The sequence below is a fragment of the Vibrio stylophorae genome (assembly GCF_921293875.1).
Lineage (GTDB): Bacteria > Pseudomonadota > Gammaproteobacteria > Enterobacterales > Vibrionaceae > Vibrio_A > Vibrio_A stylophorae.
The window spans coordinates 204,529-230,013 of sequence record NZ_CAKLDI010000001.1 but is presented as its reverse complement, the minus strand read 5'-3'; the positions used below and the strand labels follow the sequence as shown (position 1 = coordinate 230,013).

At 49.4% G+C, this 25,485-nt stretch carries 23 protein-coding genes; 12 read left to right on the top strand and 11 right to left on the bottom strand.

Features of this window, described 5'->3' with window-relative positions:
- Positions 1–13: 13 nt before the first annotated feature.
- Positions 14–1,120 carry an AAA family ATPase gene (locus L9P36_RS01080; RefSeq protein ID WP_237464262.1) on the bottom strand — a complete coding sequence of 369 codons (1,107 nt, stop codon included), beginning with the start codon at positions 1,118–1,120 and terminating at the stop codon, positions 14–16.
- A gap of 81 nt (positions 1,121–1,201) precedes the next feature.
- Positions 1,202–2,470, bottom strand: coding sequence for a vWA domain-containing protein (locus tag L9P36_RS01075; protein ID WP_237464261.1), 1,269 nt, complete (start codon positions 2,468–2,470; stop codon positions 1,202–1,204).
- A gap of 168 nt (positions 2,471–2,638) precedes the next feature.
- Between L9P36_RS01075 and L9P36_RS01070 the strand changes: the two genes are divergently transcribed.
- The 5 genes from L9P36_RS01070 to L9P36_RS01050 all read left to right on the top strand — a co-directional run bounded on the left by L9P36_RS01070 (position 2,639) and on the right by L9P36_RS01050 (position 11,271).
- Positions 2,639–5,080 (top strand): leucine-rich repeat domain-containing protein, encoded by a 2,442-nt coding sequence (locus L9P36_RS01070; protein ID WP_237464259.1) that lies wholly within the window; start codon positions 2,639–2,641, stop codon positions 5,078–5,080.
- A 125-nt stretch (positions 5,081–5,205) separates the two neighbouring features.
- Positions 5,206–7,626 (top strand): leucine-rich repeat domain-containing protein, encoded by a 2,421-nt coding sequence (locus tag L9P36_RS01065; RefSeq protein WP_237464257.1) that lies wholly within the window; start codon positions 5,206–5,208, stop codon positions 7,624–7,626.
- 632 nt (positions 7,627–8,258) lie between these two features.
- A complete protein-coding gene (locus tag L9P36_RS01060) occupies positions 8,259–9,146 on the top strand; it encodes a glycosyltransferase (RefSeq protein WP_237464256.1) in 888 nt (295 codons plus the stop codon).
- A gap of 2 nt (positions 9,147–9,148) precedes the next feature.
- Positions 9,149–9,889 carry an acyltransferase gene (locus L9P36_RS01055; RefSeq protein ID WP_237464254.1) on the top strand — a complete coding sequence of 247 codons (741 nt, stop codon included), beginning with the start codon at positions 9,149–9,151 and terminating at the stop codon, positions 9,887–9,889.
- Positions 9,880–11,271, top strand: a complete 1,392-nt coding sequence (locus L9P36_RS01050) for an MATE family efflux transporter (protein WP_237464252.1) — start codon at positions 9,880–9,882, stop codon at positions 11,269–11,271. Before L9P36_RS01055 ends, L9P36_RS01050 begins: the two co-directional genes overlap by 10 nt.
- Before the next feature lie 13 nt (positions 11,272–11,284).
- On the opposite strand, the gene L9P36_RS01045 is transcribed toward L9P36_RS01050, so the two are convergent.
- Together L9P36_RS01045 and L9P36_RS01040 are read right to left on the bottom strand one after the other, a co-directional pair.
- Entirely contained in the window at positions 11,285–11,857 is a 573-nt protein-coding gene (locus L9P36_RS01045) for a TetR/AcrR family transcriptional regulator (RefSeq protein ID WP_237464250.1), read from the bottom strand.
- Between the two features lie 182 nt (positions 11,858–12,039).
- Positions 12,040–12,381, bottom strand: a complete 342-nt coding sequence (locus L9P36_RS01040; protein WP_237464248.1) for a hypothetical protein — start codon at positions 12,379–12,381, stop codon at positions 12,040–12,042.
- A 223-nt stretch (positions 12,382–12,604) separates the two neighbouring features.
- Here L9P36_RS01040 and L9P36_RS01035 point away from each other — a divergent pair, with 223 nt between their 5' ends.
- The 3 genes from L9P36_RS01035 to L9P36_RS01025 all read left to right on the top strand — a co-directional run bounded on the left by L9P36_RS01035 (position 12,605) and on the right by L9P36_RS01025 (position 15,051).
- A complete protein-coding gene (locus tag L9P36_RS01035; protein ID WP_237464247.1) occupies positions 12,605–12,784 on the top strand; it encodes a hypothetical protein in 180 nt (59 codons plus the stop codon).
- A gap of 200 nt (positions 12,785–12,984) precedes the next feature.
- Positions 12,985–13,887 (top strand): N-acetylmuramic acid 6-phosphate etherase, encoded by a 903-nt coding sequence (gene murQ / locus L9P36_RS01030; RefSeq protein WP_237467815.1) that lies wholly within the window; start codon positions 12,985–12,987, stop codon positions 13,885–13,887.
- 165 nt (positions 13,888–14,052) lie between these two features.
- Positions 14,053–15,051, top strand: coding sequence for a TDT family transporter (locus tag L9P36_RS01025; RefSeq protein WP_237464245.1), 999 nt, complete (start codon positions 14,053–14,055; stop codon positions 15,049–15,051).
- 99 nt (positions 15,052–15,150) lie between these two features.
- Here L9P36_RS01025 and ppnP read toward each other — a convergent pair whose 3' ends face one another.
- A complete protein-coding gene (gene ppnP / locus L9P36_RS01020) occupies positions 15,151–15,432 on the bottom strand; it encodes a pyrimidine/purine nucleoside phosphorylase (RefSeq protein WP_237464244.1) in 282 nt (93 codons plus the stop codon).
- A 79-nt stretch (positions 15,433–15,511) separates the two neighbouring features.
- Positions 15,512–15,970, bottom strand: a complete 459-nt coding sequence (gene zntR / locus L9P36_RS01015; RefSeq protein ID WP_237464242.1) for a Zn(2+)-responsive transcriptional regulator — start codon at positions 15,968–15,970, stop codon at positions 15,512–15,514.
- 246 nt (positions 15,971–16,216) lie between these two features.
- On the opposite strand from zntR, the gene purH reads away from it, so the two are divergent.
- Together purH and purD are read left to right on the top strand one after the other, a co-directional pair.
- Positions 16,217–17,809 carry a bifunctional phosphoribosylaminoimidazolecarboxamide formyltransferase/IMP cyclohydrolase gene (gene purH / locus L9P36_RS01010; protein WP_237464241.1) on the top strand — a complete coding sequence of 531 codons (1,593 nt, stop codon included), beginning with the start codon at positions 16,217–16,219 and terminating at the stop codon, positions 17,807–17,809.
- A 179-nt stretch (positions 17,810–17,988) separates the two neighbouring features.
- Entirely contained in the window at positions 17,989–19,287 is a 1,299-nt protein-coding gene (gene purD / locus L9P36_RS01005; RefSeq protein ID WP_237464240.1) for a phosphoribosylamine--glycine ligase, read from the top strand.
- Positions 19,288–19,400: 113 nt separating this feature from the next.
- Here purD and L9P36_RS01000 read toward each other — a convergent pair whose 3' ends face one another.
- Positions 19,401–20,078, bottom strand: a complete 678-nt coding sequence (locus L9P36_RS01000; protein WP_237464239.1) for a DUF1481 domain-containing protein — start codon at positions 20,076–20,078, stop codon at positions 19,401–19,403.
- A gap of 37 nt (positions 20,079–20,115) precedes the next feature.
- On the bottom strand, positions 20,116–20,388 hold the full coding sequence (gene hupA / locus L9P36_RS00995; protein WP_237464237.1) for a nucleoid-associated protein HU-alpha: 273 nt from the start codon (positions 20,386–20,388) through the stop codon (positions 20,116–20,118).
- 225 nt (positions 20,389–20,613) lie between these two features.
- Here hupA and L9P36_RS00990 point away from each other — a divergent pair, with 225 nt between their 5' ends.
- Positions 20,614–21,840, top strand: coding sequence for a CNNM domain-containing protein (locus L9P36_RS00990; RefSeq protein WP_237464235.1), 1,227 nt, complete (start codon positions 20,614–20,616; stop codon positions 21,838–21,840).
- Positions 21,841–21,934: 94 nt separating this feature from the next.
- On the opposite strand, the gene L9P36_RS00985 is transcribed toward L9P36_RS00990, so the two are convergent.
- The 3 genes from L9P36_RS00985 to nudC all read right to left on the bottom strand — a co-directional run bounded on the left by L9P36_RS00985 (position 21,935) and on the right by nudC (position 24,722).
- On the bottom strand, positions 21,935–22,522 hold the full coding sequence (locus tag L9P36_RS00985) for a YjaG family protein (RefSeq protein WP_237464234.1): 588 nt from the start codon (positions 22,520–22,522) through the stop codon (positions 21,935–21,937).
- Between the two features lie 53 nt (positions 22,523–22,575).
- Entirely contained in the window at positions 22,576–23,643 is a 1,068-nt protein-coding gene (gene hemE, locus L9P36_RS00980; RefSeq protein ID WP_237464227.1) for a uroporphyrinogen decarboxylase, read from the bottom strand.
- 302 nt (positions 23,644–23,945) lie between these two features.
- Positions 23,946–24,722, bottom strand: a complete 777-nt coding sequence (nudC, locus tag L9P36_RS00975; protein ID WP_290368653.1) for an NAD(+) diphosphatase — start codon at positions 24,720–24,722, stop codon at positions 23,946–23,948.
- A gap of 113 nt (positions 24,723–24,835) precedes the next feature.
- On the opposite strand from nudC, the gene rsd reads away from it, so the two are divergent.
- Positions 24,836–25,318, top strand: a complete 483-nt coding sequence (gene rsd, locus L9P36_RS00970) for a sigma D regulator (protein ID WP_237464225.1) — start codon at positions 24,836–24,838, stop codon at positions 25,316–25,318.
- Positions 25,319–25,485: the final 167 nt, after the last annotated feature.

The following is a 25,485-nucleotide window of genomic DNA, read 5'->3' as shown; positions in this document are numbered from 1 at the left end:
AGAACCAGACCATTTAAATCATCGACACTGCCAAAAACTGCTGCGCCAGTTCGGCGTCCGCAATGACAGCTTTCAGCTGTGGTTGGCCGCTTTGAACCAAGTCTTGCATTAGGCTCAAACGTAAATCCTGCGGCAGCTGAGTCATTTTTAAAAATCGTTGCACATTAAGCAGTCCCGCCCCTTTGGCTTGGTTTGGATGCTGCTTTAAATAGTGGAACAAACGGGTACACAGGGTAGCGAGCACATCAATGCGCGGTGTCTGCTCCCCCACACTGCGCAAAATCGCTGGCAGTACCTGCTGATCAAAATCACTGGCAGTGACTATGGTTTCTGCGCTGACCAACTCGCTTAAATTTTGCTGCACAAAGGCAACAAAGGCTGCGGCCGTGGCATCATCTAGGCAAGATTGCGCCAATTGATTAACCAAGGGCAGCTGCGCTTTGAGATCCGCAATACCGGAAATACTTTGGAAAAATTGCACTAAGGATCGCGGCGTGGTGCGCGCGCCACTGATGAGTTCAGGGTAGATCAGCACAAAGTCGATACCACGCGAATCCACGCCCGCTTGCTGCGCCCACCAAGCCCAAGCTTTCACATCAAATTCCAGCGTAATATGCATCATCCGCGTGAGCATGGCGTCATCCATAGGGGTCACACTATAATCGCCCCCATCAGGGTTGGCCGTGAGCACAATGCGCCACTGTGGTGGCAGTGACCAACTCACCAAGCCGTGATTTTGCAACAGCTGCATGATTCCGCGCAAAATGCGATCGTCAGCGCGATTGACATCATCAATCAGCAAAATGCCCGGAACATCTTCAGTGGGCACCCACTGCGGCGGCGCAAATTGCGTCACAGCGCTACCATTGGCCTCTTGCAGCTGAGGCAAGCCCAACAGATCGCCCATCTCCTCAAATTGCGCCGGCGCAATAGCGCGAAAGGCCATGCCTTGTTGCTTGGCAATATCAGCCACCAGCTCGGTTTTACCAATACCGTGGCGTCCCCAAATACAGACTGGGGTGCGCACCTCACAGCTCAGCACATGTTCGATAAAACGCTGCACTGATAATGCATCGCAGCGCTGCCCATAAAATTGATAATGTTGTTTGCTTTGGCTCATGCCAGCTCCCTCAATAGATAACGCCCTTTGCTCTCAGATTGTTTTTAGCTATCTGTGGCGCTATCAAAATAATTCAATCAGTTAACCCTGCATCACCAGTACGCGGCCACAGCTGCTAAGTGCTGAATACGTCATATCCACAGATGAATGTTGGGCATTCATTTGGCCACTGTGCAGCAGCCATAACAAAGGCATGCGCGGTGCGACGGTTGGTACCTCTGCTAAGCCATCAGTAAAGTAGATCAGCGCGTCAACACGCAGTTGATTGGCCAGCGTAATAGGTGCATTAAAGTCGGTGCCACCGCGCCCGCTAACCTCGGTAATGGCTTGTCCACGATAGGTAAATTGACGGGTGATTTGTACATCACACTCCACCACAGTGATTTCAGCGCCAGCGCGCCAAATCCAGTAGATTTCATCAAAAAAGCAAGCCAACTGCGCTTCACTGACACTGCCTGAAGTATCCACCGCCACCAATAGATGCTGTCGCGCTTTCACTTGAATACCCGGCACTGTGCCATAGCGTTTGGAAGGACGGCGCAGGGTATTTTTAAGCATGGTTTTTCGCGCGCTATTGGCAAATAGGCGCAGTAATCGCCGCCAGTTAATCTGCGCCTGCATACGCAATTGCGCCGCCTCAATCAGGGCTTTCACCTGTTGTGGTAATGCGCCGCAGCCCAAGCCACCGATACGATGGGCGGCCTGCAACAGATGCTGTTGCCACTGACTTTGCGCCAGCTGCACCATGGCCTCGCCTTGCAATGCTACCGATTGCCAACTTTGGTGCTGAGCAATGGCCGCAGAAAAAAGTGACGCAAACTGCGCATCATTGAGCTGAGGTCGCCACAATAAAAGCGCCTGATAGTAGTCATCCACCCCAGCAAAAGACGGTAGCTCAGCAAGTCCAGCAGCCATGCGCATGGTATTGACCTGCACCAGCGTCACCGCATCATCAGCAAGCTGCTCAGGCTTGAGATATTGCACCGCCACCAGCTCAGCCGCTAAATCAAAACAAGCCAAATCGGCATACAGGTGCCGACGCCATAGATGGCCAAGTAGCAGGTGCAGCGCTTGCTGTTTTAACGCACCAACCTGTTGATGCGCGGTGAGTGCTTGCCACAACGAGGCCTGATAACAAAGCGCTAGCTCACCCTGAGGCTCTAACACCAACTGCATCACGGGCGCAGATGATAGAGCGGCATCCTCAGATGCGGGCTGAACTTCGCGCTTCTGCATCACTGTAAAATAGTGGCCATAAAAGGGCTCAGCGAGCATCAACCGCACCATGGCCGCGGCGATACTTTGCGCCGCTGAAGGCGTTGCAAGTGAGGAAGGAAAAATCGATAGCATGAAAAATTGGACTCTTAAAGGCAATTCTCAGAGCGATAGCCCTTAAGAAAACGATGTCGATGTAAATATAACTTTATGATTTAAAACAGGTTAAACCCATATTGATGATGAAATCAATAAAATTACGTGCTAGATTTTTGTCAACTTTGCTCATTTAGAGACTTGCAGATGCCGATCCCGCCATTAAGCGCCCAAGAGCGTGACACCCTAGAACAACGATATGGTGACCTAACCCAGCTAAAACACCTTTATCTTTGGCACTTTAATGATTACACCTGGGATGACCTACATTGGATTGCACATTGCACCAATCTGGAAATACTGGCGGTTCATTGCACGCCACCAACCCAAACCACACAGCGTCTTTACCTGCCTTCAACACTCAAAGAGCTGTCGATAAGTAAACTATATGGTACCGAGGTGCCCTCAATCATTCGTCAATTGCCGCAACTAGAAAAATTGGATCTCATCCACTGCAATTTTGAGCAATTCGGTGATTTGAGCGACATGACAAAGCTACATTCGCTGGGCTATTACAGTTATGAGCTCGATTCTCAAGAACAGTCTGATCATCAAGTGCCGCCACTTGAAACGCTCAGCAGTTGTCCAAATCTCAACCACCTTGAACTGAGTCATCGGGACTGGTCATCGCTATCAGCGCTGAGCAAACTCCCCAAGCTCACCAGTCTGAGCCTTAGAGAGATGCCAGCAATCGATGCAGATACCCAAGTATCACTGCCATCACAACTAAAAAAAATTGATCTAAGTAGGCTGCAAGCCAAAGTACTACCTGAATTTATTCGACAACTAAGCGCACTTGAATCCATCAGCCTTTATCAAAGCCCGCTGAATGAACTGGGCGATCTTAGCGCCATTCATCATCTCAAAGCGGTGCACATTCACCAAGAAACACCGCCAGCACAGCAGCTACCGCTACCGAATTTGGATGCATTAATTCCGCACCAGCAGCTTGAGCAAGTGAAGCTTCGCGGCAACTTTGCAAAAGATGCCATGCCGATCGCGCTCGCATTGCTACCCGCGCAGACTGAAATCGACCTAGAGTTAGATGAAAATGCACGGCGCAGTAATGATTTGATGAAGCAGCTAAAAGTGCTGCGTCAGTCCAAGCTCAGTGATGATGAAAAAATTCGCTATTTTCATACCCTGTTTACGATGAATTTCCCGCGTGAACTGCCGGAAATGGATGGACGTTTTTATCTCACTTACCTTGAGGGTAAATACACCCCATTTAAAGAAAAGTCCTTGGCATGGCTGCGCCAAACAAGCGCACAACATATCGCGCAGCACCCTTTGATCACCGGTTCTGTCCTCTATCTTTGCGGGAAAACCGCGCTCAAAGCCACCGCCTTCAAAGAAAAATTGAGTGGCCTTGGGATTAGTTTAAGCAAAAAACTCACCCCACAAGTCACCCATATTCTGGTGGGTCAAAACCCCAAACAAACCGAGCAATTTGCTGCCGATGACCCACGCATCATCGACGAGTCCGCACTGCAGCAAGCGCAGCAACAGCAAGCGCCACAGTTTTTACAACAAGCAGTCAACGATCAGCCCGAGCAAGGCCAAGCCATGGTCGCACAAGTACTTGAGATGCTGGCCTCTCCCGATGAAGCCTCACACCAAGTGGCGCTCAGTTTGATTGAGCAAGGCGGCATCACGGAAGCCATGCATTTGCCGCTATTTTTTGCCCTGAAAACCAGCAAAAACCCCAATATTCGCCAGTCCATTCGCATGTTACTTGGCGGCTGTGGTGATGAAACATTCCAAACCGCAGTGCAAGATCGCGCTTTTCTACACGAGCTTTATCATAAAGACCCGGGGATGCTCGAATACGAAGGCCAAGGCGGCATTTATAAACGCCTTAAAACACTTGAGAAAAAATGGGGCAAGCCGCTTTGCCAAGCGGTGGCCCTGCGTTTCTGGCAGCATCAGGGCGAAGGCTTAACCTATATTTTGGTGGATAAAACTGACAGCGAGATTCGCGACCAAGTGATCAACAGCTGTATTGAAACGCAGAATGACGGCCAAGTTTGCCTCAACTGGTCACGCGCCTGTGGCTTTAATAATGGCTTACATTGGATGCATGCGGATGAAGACACCCCAGAAGATCGCGCCCAACATCTGATGGATACCCATCGCGACCCAGATCTTTTCTTGGGCCATAGCAACTATGAGATCAGCAGCTTAAAAACCAGATTACCAGATCCAACACGCCTATCTCAGAGCATTCAGGCGATCAACGCCAGTAACTGTTTACTCAGTACGCTGCCAGTCAATTTTGAGGCCTACGCAAATATTGAAGCGCTGGATCTATCACGAAACTGCCTGAGCGCCCTACCCGCTAAACTCAGTCAATTTTCTGCACTGACACATCTCAACTTAAGTTTTAACCACTTTGAGACGTTTCCTGCCGTGCTGCTAAAAATGCCCAATCTCAAGTGGCTTGATCTACGCCGTGCCAGTGCGCCGCTCTATCGCACGGGTTATGATGCGCCGGACTATCAGGCCATTGAGATTCCAGAGACGTTTCGCCAGAAAAATCCAGACTGCATCATTCTCACCGATGACAGCGAAGCCTCCGGCTCAATCTAAGCGAACCGTGCGCTCATGATTTGAGAGGAAAAAAACAAAGCGGCGCCCCATAACGCGCCGCTTTTATCCATATAGTCCGACTCATTCACGCCCAAACAAGTCCTATGCCCACAAGAGATCCTCAAATGACCCAAGCGACCTTGTCTAAAGAATATCTAGCGAAAATTAATAAAATTTGCGGCGGATTTAATCAGGCGCTTGAAGATATTCATACCCTCAACTTCTGGCCGCGTAATCTGGGTGTACTGCCCAACTTTGATTTTCTGCTCGAGTTGCCAAATTTGAGCAATTTTTGCAGCCACGCGCCCAACCTTACCGTGGAGCAGCTAGCGCCCCTAACACGCTGTTCTCAGCTTCAGCAGCTTCGTTTTCATTATCACAGCGACATGCCACTGGCCTGGCTCAATCAATGCGCGCAACTGAAAGCCCTGCACTTAGATACACAGACGGCCATCACCCATCTGGATCAGCTCAGCCAATGTCCGCACATTCAACATCTAACAATCAACACATCGATCGCTTTGGATTTACGCGGTCTTGCGGATTGTACGCAGCTCACCCAACTCACCATTGATTGTCGCGCGCACATTGAACACCTTGAGGTGCTGGCAGCACTGCCGCAATTAAAATCACTCAAGCTTGCTGCGGAATCATGGCCTGACATGGCGCAGGATTTCACCCTGCCCGATTCGGTTGAATCCGTCACCATCGAGCTCAGTGAGCAGCAGTCCTTACCACTTTGGCTTTGTCGCAGTGCACAGCTGGAACATCTCTATGTGAAATATCGCGCGCCAGATGATGAGGATGATGAACTCGATGAGCTGGAGGATGAAGACGACGAATTCGATGACGATGATTTATATGATGACGACGACAGCGATGATGATGACAGCGATGAGATCATCACATCCTCAGCACGCTGTGAGCGACTCGGACGATTGGGCAATCTCAGTGCATTCACGCAATTGCAGTCGCTGACCTTGCAAGGCGAATACTTGCCTGCACTGAGCGATCTACATAGCTTTCAAACCTTTCCGAAAACCATCAATCTGTACTTTGATGCCAATCTTGCCGAGCAGCTGACAGAATTGGTGATGCTACCTAAAAGTTTTGAGCTCAACCTCAGTGCGCCAATCAAGATCTCTGGGGCGCGCTTTAACGCACTGCAAAAAAAACTGCGCGCCGCGCAATTTAGCCGCGCGACCAAACAAGCCTTTATTGAGCAAATCTGTTTTGTTTCCAGCAAAGCGCTTCCCAATGCACTGCAGCAGCCGCCATATTTTCTCGCACTACTGGAGATGAATCTGCCGCTTTATCTAACCCAAGCCAATCAATGGTTGAGCGAGCACAGCGAACAAACGCTGATCCAATCACCGCTTCAATCTGGCGCAGTGATCTATTACAGCGGCCAAGGGATCAAAGCCAAAGCACTCAATGAGAAAGCAAAGGAGACAGGGCTTCGCGTCAGCAAAACACTCGATGATTCCGTGACGCATGTGGTGATAGGCAATCGCCCGCAGCACATGGAAAAGGTCGAGACCAGCCAGCATCAAATCATTAATGAAGCGGCACTGCTCAATTTCTTTGCTCAGCAAACACCGCAATTTTTGCAGCAAGCCGAGTCAATGGATGCCGCTACTGACTCGCAATCTCAAACACAAGGTGCCGCGAGTCATCAACAAATGGTGGCGCACATTGAAACCATGCTGCGCTCGCCAGACGAAGCGGCGCAACTCTTGGCATTGGAACTCATTAAACAGGGCGGCATGGTCGACGCGCTGAATTGGCCTTTGCTGATTGCGCTAAAACTGAGTCAAAACGCGGCCTTTCGACGCCAAGCGAAGGCGCTCCTTAGCCACTTTGCCGATCCCGATGTGCAAAGCCTCATAGAAAGCCGTGACTACATAAAAACGGGCGATTGGGATGCACAGCAACTCAATATTCCGGCCAGTGATTTAGCCGTCGCGCCCTTTTTACAGCGTCGCCGCAAAGCCAAGTGCTCCGATCGTATTCTCAGCGAATTTGCGCGCCACTATTGGCAAATCTATGGACAAGGTTTGCGCTTTTTGATCAGCTCAAAAACGAGTAGCGCTGAATTAGCACCTGTACTAGCAAGCTGCTGTGATCAGCTGCAAGGCACTTTAGATTGGCGACAAGTGGTGGGCCTATCATCACTGCCACAAGCAGCTCAGGACAATCGAGAATTCAAATATGGTTGGACCAATGATTGCTATTACCAGCACCATCTGCCAGCACCCAACCTACTGCCATTTACCATTGAGCAAATCAACTTCAGCGGTTGTCGTCTGATTCAGGTGCCAGCTGGCTTAGAGGCCTATACAGAACTGCGCAGCTTGGATCTCTCAAACAACAGCTTTGGCCGTTTCCCTGAGCTACCAAAGTTAGCTCAGCTGCAATGTCTCGACCTTCGCGGTAATAAATTTGGCCTTGAGGTACCCGCATGGTTTAGCCAAGCCCATCCAAACTGCAAGGTGCTGATGGACGCGGATCAAAGCGGTAAATTCCGCTTTCCCAAGGTGAAGTGATAGGAGCCAATATCAAGCTGGCCCGCAAGCGCATCGCCAAGTTCTGCCATGCGCAAAGAATGTCATTATCGATGGACTCATCAACTAAAAAGCCCCATGGTTTTGGGGCTTTCATCCACCTGCTGCGGCAGCTATCACAGCCTTTAGCACAAATTATCGAATTCGCTTATCCACCTCGAAAAATTACAGTCAAAAAAATGTAATAAAGAAAACATAATTTGGACACCAGCTCTCACTAATTGGCCGTTTCTTTTATAAGGTCATCTTTTGAAACGCGATTCTCAATCAGATTCACTACTAAGTACTGTAAAAAAATTAACAATCACTATTTAGCCAACATCCTTTGAAAGCATTGTTCTGACTGGGTTTCTCATCCGTGAGAATGCTCGACATGAATTGACTGCAAACTCAATTGATACATTCAGTAACATTTTTTTGATCAATGCCGCGATATTAAAAAGTGAATCGAAGTCACATAAACAGCAATCGCGCATACATCCTCAGCAATAAACAATAAAAATGCTGTTATTTTCGCCAATCATGACGACTAATCGATAAAAACAAGGGGATTGACCAAAAATCGATCGATTTTATGATGCTGAGCGTGAGATTATTTTCAAAGGATGAAAAAGATGATCGATATTAGCGTTGTCATTCCAACTTATAACCGCCAGGACTTGCTTGCCCACACACTTCGTGCTCTGACACAGCAAACCCTCAACCGTGAACAATTTGAAGTAATCGTTGTCGATGACGGCGGCCATGATGATAGCCAAGGCGTGGTTGAAAGCTTTACCGACCGACTCAATATTCGTTATGCCTGGCAGCCTGACTTAGGCTTTCGTGCAGGGAAAGCCCGTAATGTCGGCACCATGATGGCCGATGGTCAGTACATTGTGTATATCGACTGCGGCGTTCTTTTAAGCTCCACCGCATTGGAAGGTCACCTTAAACAGCACCGTTCTCGTCCACACCCAATTGCGATGATCGGCTATGTCTACGGTTTTGATCTGGATAGTGAAGGCATTGCCAAAATGCGTCCGATCATCAACAACAGCAATGTGGATACCGTGCTTGATGCGCTGAAAGCACAAGATGCCTATGACATTCGCCAACAACAATACGATATTTTGGGCAACAACATTGCCGACTGGCCAGCACCCTTTGACCTATTTTGGACCTGCCATGTTTCTGCTGAGCGCAGTGAGCTCATCAAAGCCGGACTCTTTGATGAGAGCTTTAACACCTGGGGCGGCGAAGATGTGGATCTCGCTGTACGACTCTTTATCAACAACAACATGTTTGTGATGAAGCCTGATATCTGCTCTTTCCACTGGCCACATCCAAAAGAAGTGCAGGATTACAGCGAAGAAGCAAAAAGTGCGGCGGCGCGAATCCATCAAAAATATCAACTTTGGCAAACCAGTTTTTATAACGTCGACCTACCGCAACTTGGCTGGCCTCTCAACCGTGTGATTCATGAATTTCAGCAGCTTGACCAACAGCAGTGGGCGGTTTAGTCATGGCTTGCGTCTATGAAAACCTCTACCCCTTGGGTGCTGATTTTATCCAGCGTTATGGCGAGGATCGCCAGCGCTGGATTGTCGGCGAGCAGCAGTGCTCTTGGTTTGGTCAAGCCCATGTCGGTTTTACGCTGGTGCGCGATGCTGAAGACTATGTCACCGCTTGTCAGCGAGTGGAAATTGATGCCGATGATTTTCAGCACTGCATCTCCCTTGGCCAAAACACGGTGATCTATTCAGAAAATAACCTCGCCTTTGAAAATTTACCGGTACGACTGACCTGCGTCAAAGTCAATCAGCACCCGGCGGGACGGATTCAAATCGGCGAACATGTCATGCTTCAAGGCACCAATATTGTTTGCTACCAGCAAGTAAGTATTGGCGATCACAGTATGTTTGGTCCCCGTGTCACCATCATGGACAGTAGCGGTCACCCTCTGCTTAACCGCGGTGATGCCAGCGAAGCGGAGCGCACCAAAAGCGCACCGATTGAAATTGGCAAGCATGTATGGGTTGGCATGGGGGCCACCATTTTAAAAGGCGTGACCATCGGCGATCATGCCGTGATTGGTGCCAATAGCGTGGTTTATCATGATGTGCCGGCAGGCGCGATTGTCGTGGGAAATCCAGCCAAAATCGTCAAGCAGCTTCCGCTTGATGAATCGGCTCAACCATTGCACGAAGCACCTCATGGCATGCATTTATCGGCAGTCACCCGCGAGCTTGAATCATGCGCATAAAATGGGCTGGATGCTGGCAGCAGCTGTGGCAACTCTCTTTTCCCATCGCGCTGCAAACAGCGGTGTTCTCCAGCAAAGGGCTGGTGGATACCCTGATGCTCAGTCAAATTGGCGGCCACACTGTGGCTGCCATTGGCTTTGCCAGTAAAATTCAACTGGTGATCAGCTTTTTGCTGATGGGGATTGGCATTGGTGGCGCGCAAGCCGCAGCTCAGTGCTGGGGCCGTCGTCAGCAACAAGGGGAAGCACCTTTTCAGGCGACGATTCAACTCACCTTGGGACTGAGCTTGGTGATCGCGCTACTGGCTATCATCATTCTCTGGCCGCTATCTGGTCAGCTGATGCAATTAGCTAGTGACGATCACGCCATTATTCAAAGTGGTTCAATCTATCTCACCATCATTGCACCCACCTACTTGCTCTATGCCTGGACCAACAGCATGGCCGTTGGTTTGCGCATTTTAAATCAAGCGATGATCGCCACTGTGGTGAGCTTGATTGGGGTCGTGGCCAATATTCTATTGAACTGGCTACTCATTCGCGGATTTGAACTGCCTTGGCTGGGTCTTCACTGTCCAGCATTAGGCATCAAAGGCGCGGCTTGGGGCACCCTGATTAGCGCGCTACTGGAAACAGCGGTGCTTTGGGGCTGGCTTCATTATCGTCGCCACCTGCTGTGTCAAAAGGGCGCCCATATTCGTCAGCAGTGCCATTGGCAGCGCTGTAAATTGCTGCTTTATCTCAGCTATACCGCGGCGTTGAACTGCACCCTTTGGGCGCTTGGGGTCTTTGTTTGTCATGCCATATTAGCCCGCGTCGAGCCACAGCTTTTATTGGTTCTCGGTTTGCTCGGTCCCATTGAGTCACTACTGATGGCGATGATGATCGGCTCAAGCCAAGGGGCGAGTATTTTGATTGGTCAGCACATAGGTGCCAATCAACAAACACAGCTTCACCGCGACCAAAAAAGTTGCCTCCAACTGGCTTGGCTGATTGGCGGTGCAACCTGCGTGCTGATGCTGCTGCTTTATCCTTGGATTGAGCAAACGCTGGTGAGCCAGCACCCAAGCGTGCTCGAATTAACAGCCAATATTTATCAGCTGATTGCGCTGGCGATGATTCTGCGCAGCGTTACCATGATGCTGATGATCGGGTTGCTCCGCGCTGGGGGCGATGTGCGATTTTGTTTTTGGCTCGACTTTATGGCGCAGTGGTTCTTTTTGCTGCCCAGCATGTGGCTCTGTGGCCGTTATTTTGATTGGTCAGCGCCGGCGGTTTTTACCTTGCTGCTGATCGAAGAGCTCGGCAAGATGCTGATTTGCCAGTGGCGTTTACGACAGGGACGCTGGCAGCGTGATTTAACGGCAACATCCCCTGCCTAGGACGGCATTTACCTCACTCTCCGCGACACATCAACACTAAATCTTGGCACCAGTGAATCAATTGCTGGTGCCAAATTTCAGGTGGCTGCTCAGACACTAACCCCTGCAATAAACAATGTAAGTACTGACTCACCCAAGCCGAGGCCACCAGCATTCTGCGCGCATCTGTGCATTGTGGTAACTCATGACGCAAACAAAAAGCCAATTGCTCGGCAAAGACATGGAGCTGGTCTTGAAAGTAACTGGTTGTTTGTAGCGATTGTGCAAAATAGGCTTGAGAAAAATCGCGATCTTCAGCGTAGAAACGGTAAAACATCAAACTTTGCTCAGCGAGAAAAGACATCCCACTTTGTGCACCATCAAAGGGATATTTCTTAAGCTGCTTATCCAACCGCCAGCGCATCAAGGCCAGCAGCCAACCGCGCTGATTTCGCCATGGCCGATAAAGTGAGCGAGGACTCACCTTCGCCGCTTTTGCAAAATCCACCGTGGTTAATTGTGCATAGGGGCATTGCAATAACAGGCGATGACAAGCCGCTAAAATATCAGCTTGATGCGAAGACAAAGAGGTAGGCATTGAGGTCATGAGCGCACCTTACACAAATCAATCCGTGTTAGAGGTCACTCAAAGTATAGCCCGTGCCATATATAGCTCATGGCGTAAAATATGACATAGCAAATGACATGCGCATGTCGTAGAAAATAGCAGGTCAAAAACAACCCATAAAAAAACCACGCCGAAGCGTGGCTAAAGTCATCGAACCTTGATTACAGGCCGTAGACGGTGACGTAAAACTCATCAGATTCATCGGTATTTTCTGAGGTATAGGTGATATCCCCTTTCTCAGTACCACCTGGGCCTTTGAAGACAAGCTCAGCGGCACAAGTGTGGGTACCTGTTTTTTCGTTGGTGTCTGTAGTACGAATCATATCGAGTTCCATGGTAATGGTACTCGCGGCACTATTGCCATACATCTTCACCAACTCATCACGCGCGATCTCTAACACCAAATCCTGAGTGTCTTGATCAGCACATTTAGGTGCAGAATTATCACAGCCAACCAGCAAAGCACTGATACCGATACATGCCATTGCAGCAAATTTTTTCATCTCTTTCCCTGCGCTATATTTTGAATTTATTCTCTGTATTTTTGCGATATACAGTTGATTTCATATCCAATTATTGAAATTAAAGATGAAATAACTAGCACGTTTATCTTGCCGTAACTCGCGGCGAAAAAACCAGATTTTGCACACATTTCAAATTGAAGGATTTCGCTGTTTTTCTTCTCGCAGTAGAATATGGCCATAAATCAAACAGAAGGAATTGATTATGAAAGCTTTACCTGTTGTCGCAATGCTTGCGTTGGTATTGACCGCCTGTAGCGCACAAGAAAAAAGTGACATTAAAGATGGTGCGCGCACCGTCGGCCACACAGCTCGTGATGTGACACGCGAAACCGGCCATTTTTTCCGCGATCTTTTCTCCGGTGATGAAAGCGCAAGCCAATAAGCGAGCCCATGAATCACGCCTGAATAAATTGGCATTTTCAATTGTGTCTTGCGCTATTTTCGCTCATATTTTTATGGTCTTAGCGAAAATACGTTAAGCCTTCATTTAGCCGTTTCGCGCAGCTGTGTATTGGCGCTTTCGATTCAATTGAAACCAAGACCTTAATCACAACAAGGCACAGAAAAAAGTGATGAATTATGATGCCGGAATCGCTCAAAACACTGCTCACTGAGAGCCAAAACCCCGTTAGCCGACACATTGATACCCTCGCAACCCGCGACATGTTGGCGATCATCAATCAACAGGATGCCTTGGTCAGCCAAGCCATCGCCCATGAACTTGATGCCATTGCGCAAGCCGTAGATATCATTGCCGCGGCCTTTCATCGCGGCGGTCGCCTCTTTTATATTGGCGCAGGCACCTCCGGCCGCCTTGGCGTGCTCGATGCCAGTGAGTGCCCACCGACCTTTGGTAGCGATCCCAATCAAGTGATTGGCATTATTGCTGGCGGTGAGCATGCACTTCGCCATGCGGTGGAAAATGCCGAAGATGACCGCGATCAAGGGGTGATTGATCTACAAAAACATCACCTTTGCGATCGCGATGTGGTGGTGGGTATTGCTGCAAGTGGCCGCACCCCCTATGTGCTTGGTGCGCTCAGTTATGCCAAGCAATGTGGTGCCACCACTGTCTCCGTCAGCTGCAACCCAAGTAGCCCAATGACGGAACTGGCGGATATTGCCATCACACCAGTGGTTGGCCCAGAAGTGATCACTGGCTCTTCTCGAATGAAAGCGGGTACGGCGCAAAAACTGGTACTCAATATGCTAACCACGGGCGCCATGATTCGCACGGGTAAGGTCTATGGCAACCTGATGGTGGATGTACAAGCCACCAATGCCAAATTACACAATCGCCAACGTCGCATTGTCATGGCCGCTACCGAATGTGATGGTGAAACCGCGGAGCGCGCACTTGCAGAGGCCAATAACCACTGTAAAACCGCGATCGTCATGGTGCTCACTGGACTGAGCGCCGATCGCGCGCGATTGGCCTTAGATGAGCACCATGGTTTTATTCGTCCATTGATTGAGCCGAACTAAACAAAGCGCGCCTGAGTCAGACCGTTTCTCAGCGAAGGAAAACATTAAAAATCGCCAATCGAACAATCGGTTGGCGATTTTTCTATACTCAATGAAGCACTTGACGGCATTGATAAAACAAGGAAAATGCCGCTTTTTTGTTCATCCCATTTTCAAGGAGAGATTATGGCGCGGCTGCTGTTTCAGCTTTTTCGCCACGTTCCCACGGCGCAGGCATCTTTGGCGCTAGCAGTGATGGGATCAAGTTTGGCTTGGTCGCTCTATTGGCCATCCATGACCGGCGTGATTCGTCCCATCTGCTTGGGATTTGCCGTGCTTCTGCTACTGCCTGTATTGGTGAAATATTGCTGTTATCCGCATCTTTTCTTGCAAGATCTTCGTCACCCGCTGTATGGCGGACTGATGGCACCGATCTCCATGTGTTTGCTGATCATTGCCGATTACCTCACCCTACTCAATCTCACGCTGGCCCGCGCGGTGTGGTTTCCTGCCATTGCCCTTCATCTCGGGATGATGCTCTATTTTTATCAGCATCAAATTCGCAACTTTCGATTGATTCACCTGCTTCCCAGCTGGTTTCTCTATCCCGTGGGTGGCATTAGCGGCACTTTGGCAGGCCCCAGCTTGGGCTTTCATCAAATGACCTATGTGATGACCCTAGTTTGTATCGCCATCTATTTTGTGATGCTGCCCGTGGTGCTCTATCGTCTTTGCTTTGCTGGTCGCTTACCTCGCCCCGCACGGCCCACTTTGGCAATTATGGCCGCGCCGGTGAATCTCGCCCTCGCCGCCTATTTAGCCAATATGAGCCAGCCCGATCCCATTTTGGTTGGTGCGCTAGCTGGCGTGGCGATCACCATGACCATTTTGGTGTACCTCTGTTATTTCTACCTATTGCGTCAGCGCTTTCAGCCTTCCATTGCCGCGCTGACCTTCCCTTCGGTCATTAGCGTGGTCGCTATGTATCGTCTCACCAGCTTTTTTGCGCAGGATCATACACACTGGCTATGGCTCAAAGCCTTGGGGATCATTGAATTAATCGTCGCCACAGGACTCATGGCATGGGTGATTGGTCACTTTATTTTGCACTACTGGCATCAGCGCCATTTTTTGTTGCAGCTCTATCGCCCGCCCTTGGCGGTTGAAGTCAATTCCGCAGATTGATTCATTGCGTTTCAACCATTCGCTCACTAAGGCTCAAAAGAAAAAGCACGCGCTAGGCGTGCTTTTTCTTGCTAAACAAAGAGCGCAAGACTCAATGCATTAGTTGGCATATTCGCAAAGATAGGCGGTCGGCTGCGCCACTTTGACATCAAAATAGCTATTTTCCGGCACATTAAATGACTGGCCATCATCATAACTTTGCCACTCACTAGCGCCCGCTAGCAAAATGGTTAAATTACCGCGCACCACGGTCATCACCTCAGCCGCAGCGGTGGTAAAACGATACTCACCGGTGGCCATCACACCAACACTCAGGGGCTGCGCTTGCTCAAAACCGAGCGACTGAACTTGATCTTCAAAATAGCGATTATGCTGAATCATATCCTCATCCTTGTGATTTGATTGGTTGTTTAGGCTATCGAGAGTAGCGATAAATCATCCATCAATGCAAGCTGGCAAATTATTCACAGCACTTGCTTTGTTTATCCAAATGGCGATTACAGATATGGCAAGGCTCATCCGCTAAGGCTTCCAAAATAGAGCAGTGCGAGGCATCGTGGTCGGTGCCGCAGCAAGCATCATTGAGTTTTTTCAGCCCTTTGCGAATATGCTGCAATTCAGCAATTTTCTGATCCAGTAAATCCAATTTTGCCTGAGTAATAGCTTTGACCTCAGAACAACTATGCTGGGTGGCTTCTAAGCGAATAGTGAGCAGTTCGCCAATCTCCTCAAGGCTTAATCCCACAGCTTTTGAGCGCACAATAAAGGCCACACGAGCCAGATCGGCTTCGTTGTAAACGCGATAACCAGACTCACTGCGACCACTGGGCGAGATCAGCCCATTTTTTTCATAAAATCGCAGCGTATCGGTGCTTACTTTCGCCTTTTTGGCCAATTGACCAATCAAATAAACCGCCATAAATGCACTCCTTGATTCGAGAAAGCATCGAGAAAAAGTTCGATTTTGTGACAAGCAACCGATTGCGCGAGCTTTTTCACATTTTTTTAGTTAGAATAGCGCGCCATCACGGTGAGCCTACGGACAAATCTCGACATTGATTGTCGTGTTCGTGGATATTTCCCAAAAAATGCAGACAAGAATCAGGATGTTCACTGGTTTTTTGCGAAATATCCCCGTTAATTTTACGAAAGAAGATGGTTGCAAATGGAAAACGCTCGCCCAATCCGTCGCGCGCTGATCAGCGTATCAGATAAAACTGGCATTGTAGACTTTGCCAAAGCTCTGGCAGACCAAGGAGTCGATATTCTGTCGACTGGTGGTACTGCGCGTCTTTTAGCTGACAGCGGGATTGCTGTTACTGAAGTCTCAAATCACACGGGTCATCCTGAGATGATGGATGGTCGTGTCAAAACCCTACACCCTAAAATTCATGGCGGGATCCTTGGCCGTCGCGGTCAAGATGACGCGATCATGGCTGAGCACGACATCGCGCCGATTGATATGGTGGTGGTCAACCTCTACCCATTTGCGGCCACCGTCGCCAACCCAGATTGCAGCCTTGAAGATGCCGTGGAAAACATCGATATCGGTGGACCTACCATGGTGCGCAGTGCCGCGAAAAACCACAAAGATGTCACCATCATCGTCAATGCGCACGATTATTCACGTGTACTTGCCGAAATGGCTGCAAACCATGGTTCTTTGACCCATGCCACCCGCTTTGATTTGGCCATCGCAGCTTTTGAACACACCGCAGCCTATGACGGCATGATCGCTAACTACTTTGGCACCATGGTCCCAAGTTATGGCGATAACAAAGAGGGTGATGAAGCATCGACGTTCCCACGCACCTTCAACCAACAATTCTTGAAAAAACAAGATATGCGCTATGGCGAAAACAGCCACCAAGGCGCGGCTTTCTATGTAGAAGCCAATCCACAGGAAGCCTCTGTCTCCACTGCAACACAGTTGCAGGGTAAAGCGCTCTCTTACAACAACATCGCAGATACCGATGCCGCCCTTGAGTGCGTCAAAGAGTTCGACCTGCCAGCCTGTGTGATCGTCAAACATGCCAATCCATGTGGTGTGGCGCTAGGCGATAATATTTTGGAAGCTTACGATCGCGCTTACAAAACCGACCCAACCTCTGCCTTTGGCGGCATTATCGCCTTTAACCGCGAGTTGGATGGTGACACCGCGCAAGCTATCGTTGAGCGCCAGTTTGTCGAAGTGATCATTGCACCAAGCGTGAGCGATGCGGCGGTTGCTGCTGTTGCGGCAAAGAAAAATGTGCGCCTTTTGGTGTGTGGTGAGTGGTCAAGCAAAACCACAGGCTTTGATGTGAAACGTGTCAATGGTGGCCTATTGGTGCAAGATCGTGACCAAGGCATGGTGGACTTGAATGATCTGAAAGTCGTCTCCAAGCGCCAACCAAGTGATGCTGAGCTTAAAGATGCATTGTTCTGCTGGAAAGTGGCGAAATATGTCAAATCCAACGCCATTGTTTACGCCAAAGGCGATATGACCATCGGTATTGGCGCGGGCCAAATGAGCCGCGTTTACTCGGCTAAAATCGCAGGAATTAAAGCCGCCGATGAAGGTCTCGAAGTAGCTGGCAGCGTGATGGCTTCTGATGCCTTCTTCCCATTCCGTGATGGCATCGATGCTGCAGCCGAAGCCGGCATTACCTGTGTGATTCAGCCAGGCGGCTCAATGCGCGATCAAGAAGTGATTGATGCGGCAGATGAGCATGGCATGGCGATGATCTTTACCGGCATGCGTCATTTCCGTCACTAATAGCGATGCGCCGTGCGCATGTCTGATGCGCACGGAAACCATGACAATCTCATTTTGATGGCTGGTCTGATTGCAACGCCCTAATGTGATATCAGACACAGCCAACCTGCCACTTCAGTTTGCAACAAGACATAATGTAAATTCATTTAGCGGTAGGGATTGCGATAAGGATTTTGAAGATGAAAGTACTGATTATCGGCTCTGGTGGCCGTGAGCACGCACTGGCATGGAAAGTTGCCCAATCGGCAAAAGTGAGCCAAATTTTCGTAGCGCCCGGTAATGCCGGCAGCGCGCTTGAAGCCAAGGTGGAAAATGTCGCCATTGGCGCAGAAGATGTCCCCGCCCTCCTTGCCTTTGCCAAAGACAATACCATCGATCTCACCATCGTTGGCCCAGAAGCACCTTTGGTGATTGGCGTGGTTGATGCGTTCCAAGCGGCAGGTTTAGCGATTTTCGGTCCAAGCCAAGGCGCAGCGCAGCTTGAAGGCTCAAAAGCCTTTACCAAGGATTTTCTCGCCCGTCATCAAATCCCAACAGCGGATTATCAGAACTTCACCGAAATCGAGCCTGCGTTGGCTTATCTTCGTGAAAAAGGCGCACCAATTGTGGTCAAAGCCGACGGTTTGGCCGCCGGTAAAGGCGTGATCGTCGCCATGACGCTTGAAGAAGCGGAAGCTGCTGTACAAGACATGCTAGCAGGTAACGCCTTTGGTGAAGCCGGCCATCGCGTGGTGATTGAAGAGTTCCTCACCGGTGAAGAAGCCAGCTTTATCGTCATGGTTGACGGTGAAAACGTGCTGCCAATGGCCACCAGCCAAGACCACAAACGTGTAGGTGATGGTGACACCGGCCTCAACACCGGCGGCATGGGCGCATATAGCCCAGCACCAGTAGTGACTGATGAAATCCACCAGCGTGTGATGCAAGAGGTGATCTACCCAACTGTACGCGGTATGGCAGCTGAAGGTCATCCTTACACTGGATTTTTGTACGCAGGTTTGATGATTGATGCTGCGGGCACACCAAAAGTCATCGAATACAACTGCCGCTTTGGCGATCCAGAAACCCAACCGATCATGATGCGCATGCAATCGGATCTGGTTGATCTGTGCCTAGCAGCCCTTGATGGCAAGCTGGATCAAATGGATTCTCAGTGGGACCCACGCGCAGCCATCGGTGTGGTACTTGCAGCGGGTGGTTATCCTGGCGATTACAACAAAGGCGATGTTATTCAATTGCCTTTAAGCGAATCAAACAGCGCTAAGGTGTTCCATGCTGGCACCAGCAATAATGCTCAGGGGCAAGTGGTCACGAATGGTGGTCGCGTACTGTGCGCCACAGCGCTTGGCAATACAGTCACCGAAGCGCAGCAAGCCGCCTACGCACTGGCGCAGCAAATTAGCTGGGATGGCATGTTCTATCGCAACGACATTGGCTATCGTGCCATTGCCCGTGAACAAGCTCTGGTTGAAGCTTAAACGAAACCAGCCCACAGGCGTGAAACACACAAACAAAAAGCGCACCTTTTGGGTGCGCTTTTTTATATTCAATGTGATTGCGTCAAGCTGAGTCTTAACACGATGACTATGGGCTATTGCTTTTGCCAAGTTGGCTCATAAAAACAATCGCCATGCGCCGCTTGATAGAGCCATTGATTGATTTGGTAGTCTTGAATGCGTTTATGGCCCAGCGCCAAAACAAACTGCGGCGTTTCTGAAAGCGCCTGTTGCGGCAAGAATTCAGATTGCCATGGCCATGAACGATCAGCACCGCAAGGCGCAAAACTCTGTGGCGTGATATAGCCTTGAATCAAGCGATCGCCACTGGGCTGCTCCTGTAGCCAAGCCACCAGCATCTCGGCATAATCGCGAACTTGCAGCAATTCAGCTTCAGATAAAGGCATCACGCTATCACCGCGTTGATAGCGCTGATACAAAGGCTGACCTTCACTGCCAAAGCGAATATGCAAACGCATAGTTTGCGCTTGTTCACCTGAGCCAATCACCCCTTCTCGCTGTACTTCTCGAAGCACCCCGTCTTGCCAACGATATTCACTTTGATATTGGCCGCCTTGGCTCAATAGCACGCGTTCAAACAACTGCTGTGGTTTACGCATTTGGGTGCGCAGCCAATAGAGATGCAGGCCATCAGACTGAGACTTGGCATAACTCATGGTGCGTTGTGAAACTTGCGAGGTTGCAGCGCCCTGCCATCCGGCACAGCTTGTTAAAAAGAACAGAGAGAAAAGGAGAGGAAGAATTCGATTCATAAAAGAGCCGCCCTCAACAAGTGAGGGCGGATACATCTTATTTCACTGAGTCTTTCAGTGCTTTACCAGCAACGAATGCAGGAACGTTTGCAGCAGCAATTTGGATCTCTTTGCCCGTTTGTGGGTTACGACCAGTGCGCGCTGCACGGTGGTTCACTTTAAACGTACCAAAACCGATGAGCTGTACAGGGTCGCCAGATTTTAGTGACTCTGTTACGCCGCCAAGCATTGCTTCTAGAGCAGCTTTCGCTTGAGCTTTGGTTAGATCTGCTTGTTCAGCGATTACATCAATCAGTTGAGTCTTGTTCATAGTTTTTCCTTTCTATGCATTTTGATAGACGTGACCAACTCTAATTCAAAAGAAGCCCGTCTGGCAAAGGGTTAAACCCATGTTGCGAACTATTTGCTGGCTCTTTAAGCTAAACTGAGCGCAAAATCACAAAATAAGCCTCTGACATCCCGCTGAAATACTGGCTTCGAGCCCATTTCACCAGTATAAAGAGGCGTTCACCCTTATAGGAAGCGAAGACAAATTATGCTGTTATTGGCTGTTTACATCACAGCTGCGATTGGTGTCTCCTTTATCTGCTCTATTTTAGAAGCGGTATTATTGAGCATTACCCCCAGCTATATTGCCACGCTGCGTCAGCATCAAGACCCAGCGGCACCCAAATTAAGCAAACTAAAAGCCGATATTGATCGCCCATTGGCATCGATCCTGACCCTCAATACCATTGCCCATACCGCAGGTGCGGCCGGCGCCGGTGCGCAAGCAAGCACTGTTTTTGGTAGCGAATGGTTGGGCCTATTCTCAGCCATTTTGACTCTGGGTATTTTATTCCTCTCTGAAATCTTGCCAAAAACCATTGGTGCCACCTACTGGCGTCAATTGGCACCATGGACAGCGCGCATGCTAGAAATCATGGTGTGGTGCCTGCGCCCATTTGTTTGGTTATCAGAGCAAGTGACCTCTCGCCTATCTCGTGGCAAACAAGATCCAAAACTGCGTGATGAACTCTCAGCTATGGCACTGATGGCCAGCGAGACTGGTGAGTTAGCGGAAGATGAATCGCGTATTCTTGGCAACCTATTGATGCTGCGTGAGGTCAATGTCACCAAGGTCATGACCCCACGTACCGTATTGATGCGTGTGCCGGCCAGCCAAAGTGTGGATCAGTTCCTCAGCAAAAATGCCAAAACGCCATTCTCACGTATTTTGGTATACGGCGATCACAAGGATGATATTTTGGGCTTTGTGCACCGCTTGGAAGTGTTCGCTTACCATCATCGCCGTGAAGGCAACACACCGCTCTCTGAGCTGATGCGCCCGCTACCCGTGCTGATGAAATCAGTCAGCTTGCCACGCTGCTTTGATATTTTGATGAAAGCGCGCTCTCAGCTTGGCCTTGTGGTCGATGAGTATGGTGACGTGCAAGGTTTGGTGACCCTTGAAGATATCTTTGAGCAGCTGCTTGGCCAAGAGATTGTCGATGAGGCTGATCGCATCACGGATATGCAAAAACTCGCGCACAAACGCTGGGCAATGTGGCAACAAACCCATGGCTTACGCATTAGCGATGACACCGACCTCGACGAGCTTGATGACAAAGCAAATCACAAAGCCGATCTCAATGTTGAAACTGATGCAACGCCAGACACTGATGTAACGCCTGACAAAGGTGAGACAGAAAACAGCGATGACAGCACCGGTCAACATGATGATGGGCAAACTGACACTGACAAGCAAAAACCATCGGCTTAAGTGCCAGTGTGATTGATCGCGATTTAAGCAAATCGCTCAGTTATAAAAAAGAGCGCATTATGCGCTCTTTTTGTTTGCCATCAATCACTTGAGATTAGATATGTAGACCGATGTTGCTATAGCCGTCTTCACGCAACTCATGGCGTAAGTCACGAATCAAATCGATATCACGCTCTTCCGCTTCGATCAGCGGACGGAAAATCGCCCACTGCACATCCCACTCTTGGCACACAGCTTCACAAGCCTTAGCGTTTTCTTCGGTGATCTCAACGCCAGTTTGCGCTGTTTCTAGTTGCGCTACCGTTTGCACAGACAGCGCACTAATGCGAATCATAGATTCAAACAGCTCATCACGATCCAGTAGGCCATGCAGTAAGGTCGATAGTGCGACACAGGCATCCAAGGCTGGATAGGCCAAGTATGGCGAGTCTTCAGTTGGCGTTGGAATCACCTCTTCCAAACGCTCCAGCTGACGCTCCCAGTTGATCTTCGCACTTTTTACTGTCAGTAATTCCCAAACCGCATCAAGCACCACACGATAGGGGTGAGCGCTAAGCGCTTCATCTTCTTCACAGTAAACTGCAAAGTTTGGATACATACGCTCGCACAGGGCGGCCATAAAAGTAATCTGCTGCCATGGCACAAAACGTTCCAAACGCAGATGAAGCGGGTTTTTAATCATAGAGCTCTCATAGTGCGCCGCAGCGCGTTTTTTTCTAAAGCCAAATAGGCCAATTAACGAGTGTGATAAGGCTGGCTGAGACGGTGCACCGCATCAACAAACACTTTTGCATTCTCTGGTGGCACATCCAAATGGATACCATGACCCAAGTTAAAGACATGGCCTGAACCTTGACCAAAGCCTGCCAAAATGTGCGCCACTTCCTGCTCGATACGCTCAGCAGAGGCATAGAGCATGGATGGATCCATATTGCCTTGCAGTGCCACGCGATCGCCAATGCGAGCTTTGGCATCGGCCATTTCAATAGTCCAATCCAAGCCCACGGCATCACAACCTGTGTCAGCAATGGCTTCTAACCACATGCCGCCATTTTTGGTAAAGAGGGTCACCGGCACACGGCGGCCTTCATTTTCTCGAATCAAACCATCGACAATTTTGTGCATGTATTGCAAAGAGAATTCACGGTAGTCACGTGGGGTCAGCACCCCGCCCCAAGTATCAAAGATCATCACAGATTGCGCGCCAGCTTTGATTTGCGCGTTCAAATATTGCGTCACGCTATTGGCCAACAGATCCAGCAAAAGATGCAAGGTCGCAGGCTCGCTGTACATCATCCCTTTGATCTTGGTAAAGGCTTTGGAGCTACCACCTTCCACCATATAAGTGGCCAGCGTCCAAGGGCTACCAGAAAAACCGATCAGCGGCACTTGGCCCTGTAGATCCTTGCGAATTTGACGCACGGCATTCATTACATATTGCAATTCGCCTTCTGGATCTGGCACGCCGATCTTCTCAACATCTGCTTTACAGGTAATTGGGCGATCAAATTTTGGCCCTTCACCCGTTTCAAAACGCAAACCTAAACCCATGGCGTCGGGAATGGTCAAAATATCCGAAAATAGGATCGCGGCATCCAAGTCAAAGCGGCGCAATGGCTGCAAAGTGACTTCTGAAGCCAATTCAGGATTTTGGCAAAGGTTCATAAAGCTGCCTGCTTCAGCACGCAGCGCACGATATTCAGGCAAATAACGCCCGGCTTGACGCATCATCCAAACGGGGGTGGCATCGACTGGCTGCTTGAGCAAAGCGCGCAGGTAACGATCATTTTGTAATGCACTCATGGTCTTTTCCTTATCGTTATTCTGATGCATAGCATGGGCCCTAGTGTATCACCCTTCACCTCGCAAAAAACTAGCATTTGTTAACCGGCTCATGTTTATCAATTACCGCAAGCGCCTTCCATTGCATCTGCGCGGATCCACATGATACAACTAGGATCCCTAACTCGAATAAAGGTGCATCAGCACCGAACCATCACCTTACTCCCTTCATTTGAAGGGTTTTTTTTTGCCTGTTTTTTGCCTGTTTTTTGCCAGCTGCACGATCCTGCGCAATTGTTCGCTTCGGTTTTCGTAAAAATAACCTAGGCATGATCCGCTTTGATCGCGTCAAGCGTATGATCAATCAAAGCGCGAGCAATGGTTCCTGGAGGTGCCACCAGCGGCAATTCATCCGCTTTAAACCAAGCGGCATCGGTTAATTCAGAATAGTCTGGATTGATCTCACCAGCGCGATAATCCGCAAGGTAGGCGAGCATGATGTTGGATGGGAATGGCCAAGGCTGACTGGCGAAGTAGCGCACATTGGTCACCTCAATACCGGTTTCCTCAAAAACCTCACGTGCGACACATTGCTCAATGGTTTCCCCTGTTTCAACAAAACCTGCGATTACGGTATACAAACCTGTTTTATGACGTGGATGCTGAGCGAGCAAAATTGTCTCATCCTTGCGAACAGCAACAATAATGCAGGGGGAGATTTGCGGGTAATGAATCTGCTGACAAGATTGGCACTGCATCGCCAATTGCGCTTCATGCAAGGCGTTCTGCCCACCACACACACCGCAATAAGCCATGTTCTGGCACATATGACTCAGCTGTGTGGCCTTGCCTGCCAGATTAAATAGTTCAGCTGGTGCATTGAGTAAATCGCGCAGACTGTGATATTCACGGCTTTGGTCATTTTTCGTCTCAAGCCACAACACGGGCTGACCGGCAAACTCACCAATTTGTCGCCACTGCGAGCTTATTTGCTGCGCTTGCTGCCAACTCATCTGTGGTAATTGTCCCTGTGGCAGATGAATTGCGCGCTGTTGTACAAAGCAACACCAACATTGTTGAGATGGTTCAAATTTCAGCACCGCTTTCCTCCTTGCGTCCTTGCCTGTTTACTGGCAAGCTAAAAATGCTAATAAAATGTTAAATTTTCTTTTGGCCCCTTTGGGCTCGTTTGCTACCAAAAAAGGAGAGGGTCATGCTGACAAAACTCCAGAAGACTCAAGAACAATGGGCTGGCGCTAGTGACGTCATCGATCACTGGCTGGATATTCGACAGAAATTGCTGATCGAATACTGCAAATTATCGGGTCTTCCCCCCTTCAAATCGAACGTCAATCATCTCCCCACCCCTGCCGAATTGCAAAATTTTTGCCAAGAGCTCGTCGATTATATTTCAGCGGGACATTTCCGCATCTACGATATGGTGATGGATCAGTGGCGCCGCAGTGGGTACTCACCGACCGATGAGATTAATCAGGCCTATTTTCATATCACCGAAACCACTGAGCCCTTACTCAGTTTTAGTGATAAGTATGGCGATGTTGATCCGAATGATGAACTCATCAAGCTCGATGCCGACTTGTCTCGTGTTGGAGAAATTATGGAGATTCGCTTTGCGCGAGAAGATCATTTGATTCAGCTCATTGCTGATAGTTTGGCGGTACCACCAGGCGCTTAACGGGCTTTCGTTTCAGATGAAGGCATCACATAGGCTGTCGTAGCACATGGCTGCTGTCTGTCAGCACTGCTGAATTTACCTGACAACAAGGCACTTACAGCGAGGCAATTTGTACATGTCCACGTTTGAATAGACAAGATTCGCTTCATGAACTCACCACGGAAGGT